Raw genomic sequence first — 8,215 nt, forward strand, 5'->3', positions numbered from 1 at the left:
AGAAGGTACTTTTGTAGCAGAAGTGATCGCAGGTCAAAAACCACATATCAATTACCTTTTGATCCCGGGTGTGGTTTACACATGGCCAGAAGTGGCAGCAGTTGGCTATACTGAGGAGCAGTTAAAAGAAAAAGGCATCAAGTACAAAACTGGAAAATTCCCATTTTTGGCTTCGGGCCGGGCAAGGGCTTCAATGGACACAGATGGCTTGGTCAAAGTATTGGCAGATGCCGAAACTGACGAAATCCTGGGTGTACACATGATAGGTCCCAGAACAGCAGATATGATAGCGGAAGCGGTAGTGGCCATGGAGTTCCGGGCCTCAGCTGAAGACATCGCCAGAATGTCTCACGCTCACCCCACCTATACAGAAGCTTTCAAAGAAGCCTGTTTGGCTGCGACGGATAATAGGGCTTTGCATGTTTAACCCCTTAAGACCTTTGAGGTTTTTTCCTAAACCTCGAAGGTCTTTGTCGTGGATTCGAGTTTAAAAACCTTCGAGGTCCTGTCGTCGCGATTGGGAAGACCTCAAAGGTTTTGAATAAAATGAAGGCATATATATATCCTTTAAGCATAATGAATTATACTCCTCAGGCAAAGTGAAAACCCATATTCAGGATAATACTCAGTTTCTTCTACCAGCCTATTTTGTGCATCATACCGGTATTCAAACATCACCTCTTTTTGGGTATCAGAAATCGGGATGGATTTGGAAACTAACAGTCCATCAGAATTATATTCATAATACCAATCCCGAAGAGGTGAATCTCCCTCTATTTGACTTTTATACAACTGCCTTTTGACCCTACCCATAGAATCATATTCAAAAATATAAATTTCAGCTAATTGAAGATTTCCTCCAAGGTTGACTTTTACTACTTGACCTAGCTCATTGTATTCATATAACTCAAAATTATTTCCATTTCTTGTTATCTGTTTCAACTGATCAGAATCATTATAATGATATTGGAATACTTCCCAAGGGAATGCTTGATTTCTCAGAATGTTGACCTTTTTTTCAATAAGTAAGCCCTTTTCAGAATAAGTAAAAAAAGAAAATCCTGTGGTGTCTCTTTCCGGACCCAATCCGACCTTCACCAATTCTTTGCCCAATGAATCAAAATAATGATATGAATAGCCGATCACTCCGCTACCCTGAAAATATGTTTTTGAGTTAGGTAAGTCAGGATGAAAACCTACAGGCACAGACTTTTCCAATATTGTCAAAAGGTTAAAAGTTTCCTCATTTGTTAATGGGGCATCTGTAATTGTGGCTATATCACAGCTGGAAAATAAAATCAACAATAGGGCGATACTCTGATAAAACCTATTCATATCCAAGTCCATTTAATCATTAATCTACTAAAAAATATTTAGTAAAAAAAAACAGTAGTTTTATTTTAAATGGGTTAAAAAAACCGCAGAAATCATGTAATTGATTCCTGCGGTTTCGAACTGTAAATTGAGTATTTTATTATGTAAATTCCATCAAGCTACCTGTAGTTTTTTAAATTTAGACTTATCAAACTGGTCTTGGGCATATTTTTCATCGATTACCAATTCCTTGATGGTATCATCGGATGGTAACTCATACATGGCATCGGTGATGATGGCTTCACAAATTGACCTTAATCCCCTTGCACCTAGATTGTACTCCACTGCCTTTTCCACGATATAGTCTATACCGCTTTCCTCAAATTGAAGTGTGACATCTTCCATAGCCAATAGTTTCTTATATTGCTTAACAAGTGCATTTTTGGGCTCGGTGAGTATACTTTTCAAAGTGGCTTTGTCCAGTGGATCCAAATGGGTCACGACAGGAAGCCTTCCTATCAACTCAGGGATCAATCCAAAAGATTTAAGATCCTGTGATGTAACATATTGAAGAAGATTTTCCCTATCTACCTGTTTGCCTTCTATATATTTGTTGAAGCCCATTGGCTGTGTATTCAGCCTTTTGGCTATATGCCTACCTATACCATCAAAGGCTCCACCACAGACAAAAAGGATATTCTCTGTATTGACAGCGATCATCTTTTGGTCAGGATGTTTTCTTCCTCCCTGTGGGGGAACGTTTACAACTGTTCCTTCCAACAACTTTAAAAGCGCCTGTTGTACACCTTCTCCGCTTACATCACGGGTAATCGAGGGGTTATCTGATTTCCGCGCGATTTTATCCAATTCATCTATATATACTATACCTCTTTCCGCAGCTTCTACATTGTAGTCTGCCGCCTGTAAGAGACGAGTCAAAATGCTTTCCACATCTTCTCCAACATAGCCAGCTTCTGTAAGTACAGTCGCGTCGGCAATACAGAAAGGCACTTCCAAGATTTTGGCCAAAGTTTTTGCCAGATAGGTTTTTCCTGTTCCGGTATCCCCAACCATGATGATATTGGATTTTTCAATCTTAATCTCATCCTCATCATGGACTTTTTGCTGTAACCTTTTATAGTGATTATAAACTGCAACTGTCAATACTTTTTTGGCATCATATTGACCGATAACATATTGATTGAGATATTCGGTAAGCTCTTTTGGTTTCTTAAGTTTGAATTTCGGATTCTTGGTTGGTTTCTTGTTTTTTTCTTCTTCTCCTAGAATCTGATAGGCCTGGTCTATGCAGAAATTGCATATATGTGCCGATATTCCTGAAACCATCAGGTCTACATCTCTCTTATTTCTTCCACAAAAGGAACAGGTAACTTGTGCCATTATTTAATTTTTTTGATCAATACTTCATCTATCAGGCCATATTCTTTGGCTTCAGGTGCTTTCATCCAATAATCTCTATCTGAATCTTTTTCGATTTCTTCAAAGCTCTTACCTGAATGATCAGCCAGAATCTGATACAGTTCCTGCTTCATGGACAAGATCAGTTTTAATGAAATTTCCATGTCTTTGGATTGACCTTGCATGCCGCCTGATGGCTGATGAATCATCACCCTGGAATGTTGAAGGGCAGATCTCTTATCTTTTGCTCCGCCTGCCAATAAGACTGCACCCATAGATGCGGCTATTCCTGTACAGATAGTCGCTACATCAGGGTTGATATACTGCATGGTGTCATAGATTCCCAAACCTGCTGTTACAGAACCACCTGGGCTGTTAACATATAGTAACACATCTTTTTTTGGATCGGTTGATTCCAAAAACAACAATTGGGCGGTAATGATATTGGCTATAAAATCATCCACTTGGGTACCAAGGAAAATGATCCTATCCATAATCAATCTTGAAAACACGTCAATTTCACGGAAATTAGTAGGCCTTTCTTCGATGACCGACCTGGTCATGTTTTCAACAAAAGTATTGTATTGGTCAAATGCATTGCCGCTGATGCCTCTACTGTGAACAGCATATTTTCTAAACTCGTCTCTGTTGATCATAATTTAATTTTTATGTAATGTACAAAAATAAAAAAAGCCATTACAAAAGGACTTTTTCTTAACAATTTTATCTAGAAATTAGTTTTCTAAGAGTTCCTTGAATTTATCAATGCTGATTTTTTCTTCTTTAACATTGGCTTTTTCCTTCACATAGGCCAAAACTTTTTCATTCTGTACAGAAGTTAACAACTGCATATAATTCTGTCCATCATTTCCCTTGAGGTAATTATCCACAAACATATCCATGCTGGCTTCCAATTGTGCACCAAGTCCTGAAGAGGCAAATTGCGATCTGATCATTTCTTTGGTTTTTTCAATTACATCTTCGTGTTCCGCCTGAATGCTGTTGTCTTTGGCGATTTTATTGGAAATCAAAGTCCATGTCAATTGTTTGGCATAGATAGGGTATTCCTTTTCTACTTGATCCTCGGTCACTTTTCCGTCATTGGCTTTAAGCAACCACTCTTTGAGGAAAACTTCAGGAAGGTCGATATTTGCCTGCTCGACGAGCTTTTCCTTGATTTTCTCATCGCTGTAAACCAAAATTTCTTTATTGTAGTTTTCAGCCATAATTTCTTTGACCTTAGCTAACAATCCTTCTTCTGAATCTACTTGACCTTCGCCAAAAAGCTTATCGAAAAATTCCTGGTTGAATTCTGCCAATTCTGTTCTATTGATATTCTGAACAGTGAAGGTGAAATCACCGGAAAGTTTTTCGATCTCGTCCTCATCCACACCGATGGTTGTAGCAAGATCTTCTACAATGGTTTTGGAAGGATCGAATTCTACAACATCACCCTTTTTCAGCCCAACAAATTTGCTTAGGGAATTGGGATCTACTTTGGACAAGGCGAGAGAAAAAGTTTTTTCAAAAGAACCATCTGCTGAATTCAGGTCACCATAAATAAAGTCGTCCTTCTCGCTGATTTCTGGGTTGGTCATTTTGCCATATTGACTTCTCAAGTTTTGGATGGCATCGTCCACTTCTTTCCCATCCATCTCAACTGAATAGGAGGTTGCTTCCAGTGTTCCGTCAAAGTTGACCTCAACATTGTCTACAAAACCTATTTTATATTGAAATTCAAATTCCTTTTGGGTATTCCAATCTATTTTATCAGCATCCTCAATGATAGGAAGGGGATCCCCCAAAATTTTAAAAGTTTGCTCCTTAAGATAATTATTGAGAGAGGAAGAAAGAAGTTCGTTGATTTCTTCAACAAGAACAGATGTTCCGTACATTCTTTTCACCATAGAAACAGGAGCTTTACCAGGTCTGAATCCTTTGATGGTGGCTTTCCTTGCATAGTCCTTCAGTTTTGCATCAACCTTTGGTTGATAATCTGCTTCATTTAATTTAATTTTAACAGAAGCTTGATTTGCTGCGTGCTTGTCTAATGTGATTTCCAATTTGTAGAATTTTGGTTTGATAAAATTTAAAAACCCTCAATCCCATTTCTTTTTTCGAGGTTCCTGCTCAGGTTCGAAATCGGAAAGTTGATTGAGGGCCGGAAAATGTGCGGATAGAGGGACTCGAACCCCCATGCCTTACGGCGCTAGATCCTAAGTCTAGTGCGTCTACCAATTTCGCCACATCCGCTTAATGTGGTCGCAAAGGTAATAAGTAAAATTTAACTTGCAAAAATTGAATTGAAAATTCCCCTATAAATATTTGAAAAAAACTATTCGACTTTCGTTGTTTAGATAAAAGTATTGCTTTAGCTTAGATTATATGATACAAGTTGATCTGGAAGAGGAAAGAAAGGAAATTATTAAGAGATACAGGAAGCTTCTCAAGATGGCCAAACCCATGCTGAAGGACGGGGATTCCAAGGTCATCAAAAGAGCTTTTAATGTTTCCAATGATGCTCATAGAGAAATGCGCCGCAAATCAGGGGAACCTTATATTTATCATCCTTTGGAGGTTGCATTGATTTGTGTGGAAGAAATTGGTCTCGGTACCACTAGTATTGTGTCAGCCCTTCTTCATGATGTAGTGGAGGATACCGATTGGGAGTTGGAAGATATCGAAAGGGAATTTGGCCCAAAAGTCATGCAGATAATAGATGGCCTGACCAAGATTTCCGGAGTCTTTGAATATGGGTCTTCCCAACAAGCAGAGAATTTTAGAAAAATGCTTCTGACCTTGTCTGACGATGTCCGTGTGATTTTGATCAAAATTGCGGACAGGCTTAATAATATGCGTACGCTGGAAAGCATGCCCAGACACAAGCAATTGAAGATAGCCTCTGAAACCATGTACTTATATGCGCCCTTGGCACATAGACTCGGTCTTTATACCATTAAATCCGAACTCGAAGATTTGTACCTGAAATTTACAGATTCGGATACCTATCAGTTTATATTAACTAAAATCAACGAAACCAGGGTTTCCAGAAATAAATTCATCAAAAGCTTTATTGCCCCAATAGAAGAAGAACTTGAATTGCAGGGTTTCAAATTCACCATTAAAGGAAGGCCCAAATCTGTTTTCTCGATCTATAATAAAATGAAAAAACAGAACATACCTTTTGAAGAGGTTTATGATCTATTTGCCGTTAGAGTCATTATTGAAAGTGAAATAGACAATGAAAAGGCAGATAGTTGGCAAGTATATTCTATCGTTACGGATTTTTATCGCCCCAATCCTGATAGGTTGAGAGATTGGATCAGTACACCACGGGCAAATGGATATGAATCACTTCATACTACAGTGATGAGTAATACTGGTCAGTGGGTAGAGGTGCAAATCCGTTCGGCCAGAATGGACGACATTGCGGAGAGAGGGTATGCCGCCCATTGGAAATATAAGGATAAGGATATTGTCCAGGCCAAATCAGGGACAGGACTCGATGATTGGATTACTCAGGTCAGGACGCTATTGGAATCCAATGATGGTTCGGCTATTGAATTTATGGATGATTTCAGGGGAAATCTTTTCCATGATGAGGTATTTGTATTTACACCCAAAGGAGAACTAAAAGTCCTTCCTTTTGGGGCCACGGCGCTGGATTTTGCCTTTGAAATCCATACGGAGGTAGGGGCAAAATGTATTGGTGCCAAAGTCAATCAAAAGCTTGTTCCGATCAACCATAAATTGAAAAATGGGGATCAGGTTGAAATCCTTACCTCCAACAAACAAAAACCGACTGAGGATTGGCTTAATTCGGTGGTGACCTCAAAGGCCAAAGCCAAAATCAAGGATGCACTTAGGGAGGATAAGAAATCCGTCGTAATGGATGGAAAGGAAATCGTCCAAAGAAAATTGAAGCAAATGAGGATAGAATTTACTTCTGAAATTGTGGAGCAATTGCGCGCATACTTTGAAACCAAAACGCCCAACGAGTTTTATTACAAAGTGGGAAGAGGGATTATTGATGCGACTTCTATCAAAAGTTTTAAGGAGTTTAGAGATCATAAGAAGCAAAAAGGAAAAGTAACCTATGAAAAGGTAAAGGATGAAACATCCTTTACCAAGGAAATCAAAAACCTAAAAGGTCCAGAACACGATCAATTGCTGATTGGGGAGGATATGGACGTAGTGGATTATATATTGGCAAAATGCTGTAATCCTATTCCCGGAGATGATGTTTTTGGATTTGTGACCATTAATGAAGGCATCAAAATTCACCGAACTTCTTGCCCCAATGCATTGGAGCTCCTATCCAATCACGGCAATAGGGTGATCAAGGCAAGGTGGACCAGTCAGCAACAGATTGCATTTCTGGCCGGTTTGAGGATTGTTGGGACAGACCGGGTAGGTTTGATCAATGATGTCACCAAGGTAATTTCAAATGAGCTTAAAGTAAATATGCGTTCTATCACAGTTGACTCGGACAGTGGACTCTTTGAAGGAACGATCAAATTATATGTACACAGCACATCACACTTGGAAAAGATGGTTGCCAACTTATCAAAAGTAGAAGGTATTATTAAAGTTACAAGGTTTGATTAAATGGATATTGGAAGGTATTATTTGAATCTTTTCTAAATAAGAAGAGTTATATTTGCACAAAATCCAAGATACATGGCCCTTAACGAAACCCTTTTTGAAGAGGTAAAGAAAATATTCACAGCATACCTGGAAAATAAAAAGCTTAGGAAAACTCCGGAACGATATGCCATTTTGGAGGAGATTTATGGCAGGTCGGGGCATTTTGATGTTGAATCGTTGTACATCAGTATGAAAAACAAAAATTATAGGGTTAGCCGAGCAACAGTGTACAATACCCTAGACTTGTTGGTGGAATGTGACCTTGTAACAAAACACCAGTTTGGTCAGAATCTCGCCCAATTTGAGAAATCTTATGGGTACAAGCAACATGATCATCTCATCTGTGTAGAATGTAACCAAGTGAAAGAATTTTGTGACCCTAGGATCCAGAATATCCAAAATACTGTTGGAGAAATCCTCGAATTCAAAGTAATGCATCATTCCTTGATTCTCTATGGAAGCTGTCAAATTATGAACTGCGAAAACAGACCTAAAATATGAAATTAAAATACAAAATTGAAAAAGAAGCAAAGGCTCATTTTTTATACTTGACCGGAGATTTGATCGGAGATGATATTGGACCGAAACTGGTTGAATTTGTTTCGGATGCTGTCAATGACAAAGTGATGGTTTTTGTCGTGGATCTTTCCGAAGTGAGGTATATCAGTTCGAGCGGAATTGGACTTTTGATCACTATGCTGACTAAAATGAGAAATGCAGGAGGTGATGTGTATCTGACTACACCATCTGAACATGTGAAAAAGTTATTGATCATTACCAAGTTGAATAATATTTTCACTGTTTTTCCTACCATGGAGGAAGCAAAGAAAGAATT

General features: G+C 38.6%; 7 protein-coding genes, 1 tRNA gene and 1 pseudogene. 4 read left to right on the top strand and 5 right to left on the bottom strand.

Features of this window, described 5'->3' with window-relative positions:
• A pseudogene (locus tag ACEW8U_RS08910) lies at positions 1 to 427 on the top strand (dihydrolipoyl dehydrogenase); the annotation flags it as partial.
• A 140-nt stretch (positions 428 to 567) separates the two neighbouring features.
• On the opposite strand, the gene ACEW8U_RS08915 reads toward ACEW8U_RS08910, so the two are convergent.
• From ACEW8U_RS08915 to ACEW8U_RS08935, 5 genes are all read right to left on the bottom strand, one after another.
• Positions 568 to 1,335 carry an RHS repeat domain-containing protein gene (locus tag ACEW8U_RS08915; RefSeq protein ID WP_373521694.1) on the bottom strand — a complete coding sequence of 256 codons (768 nt, stop codon included), beginning with the start codon at positions 1,333 to 1,335 and terminating at the stop codon, positions 568 to 570.
• A gap of 153 nt (positions 1,336 to 1,488) precedes the next feature.
• Complete coding sequence (clpX, locus tag ACEW8U_RS08920) at positions 1,489 to 2,715, bottom strand: ATP-dependent Clp protease ATP-binding subunit ClpX (RefSeq protein ID WP_373521695.1); 1,227 nt, start codon at positions 2,713 to 2,715, stop codon at positions 1,489 to 1,491.
• Entirely contained in the window at positions 2,715 to 3,389 is a 675-nt protein-coding gene (locus ACEW8U_RS08925) for a ClpP family protease (protein ID WP_373521696.1), read from the bottom strand. The genes clpX and ACEW8U_RS08925 overlap by 1 nt, the downstream gene beginning before the upstream one ends.
• A gap of 78 nt (positions 3,390 to 3,467) precedes the next feature.
• Entirely contained in the window at positions 3,468 to 4,796 is a 1,329-nt protein-coding gene (tig, locus tag ACEW8U_RS08930) for a trigger factor (RefSeq protein ID WP_373521697.1), read from the bottom strand.
• A 108-nt stretch (positions 4,797 to 4,904) separates the two neighbouring features.
• Positions 4,905 to 4,986 (bottom strand) — tRNA-Leu (locus ACEW8U_RS08935).
• A gap of 132 nt (positions 4,987 to 5,118) precedes the next feature.
• Here ACEW8U_RS08935 and ACEW8U_RS08940 point away from each other — a divergent pair.
• The 3 genes from ACEW8U_RS08940 to ACEW8U_RS08950 form a co-directional block, all read left to right on the top strand.
• Positions 5,119 to 7,341 (top strand): bifunctional (p)ppGpp synthetase/guanosine-3',5'-bis(diphosphate) 3'-pyrophosphohydrolase, encoded by a 2,223-nt coding sequence (locus ACEW8U_RS08940; RefSeq protein ID WP_373521698.1) that lies wholly within the window; start codon positions 5,119 to 5,121, stop codon positions 7,339 to 7,341.
• 72 nt (positions 7,342 to 7,413) lie between these two features.
• Positions 7,414 to 7,881 (top strand): Fur family transcriptional regulator, encoded by a 468-nt coding sequence (locus ACEW8U_RS08945; protein ID WP_373495010.1) that lies wholly within the window; start codon positions 7,414 to 7,416, stop codon positions 7,879 to 7,881.
• On the top strand, positions 7,878 to 8,215 hold a 338-nt coding region (locus tag ACEW8U_RS08950), incomplete at its 3' end, for an STAS domain-containing protein (protein WP_373521699.1). The genes ACEW8U_RS08945 and ACEW8U_RS08950, both read left to right, overlap by 4 nt.

It is taken from the genome of Aquiflexum sp. (genome assembly GCF_041751335.1).
GTDB lineage: Bacteria > Bacteroidota > Bacteroidia > Cytophagales > Cyclobacteriaceae > Aquiflexum.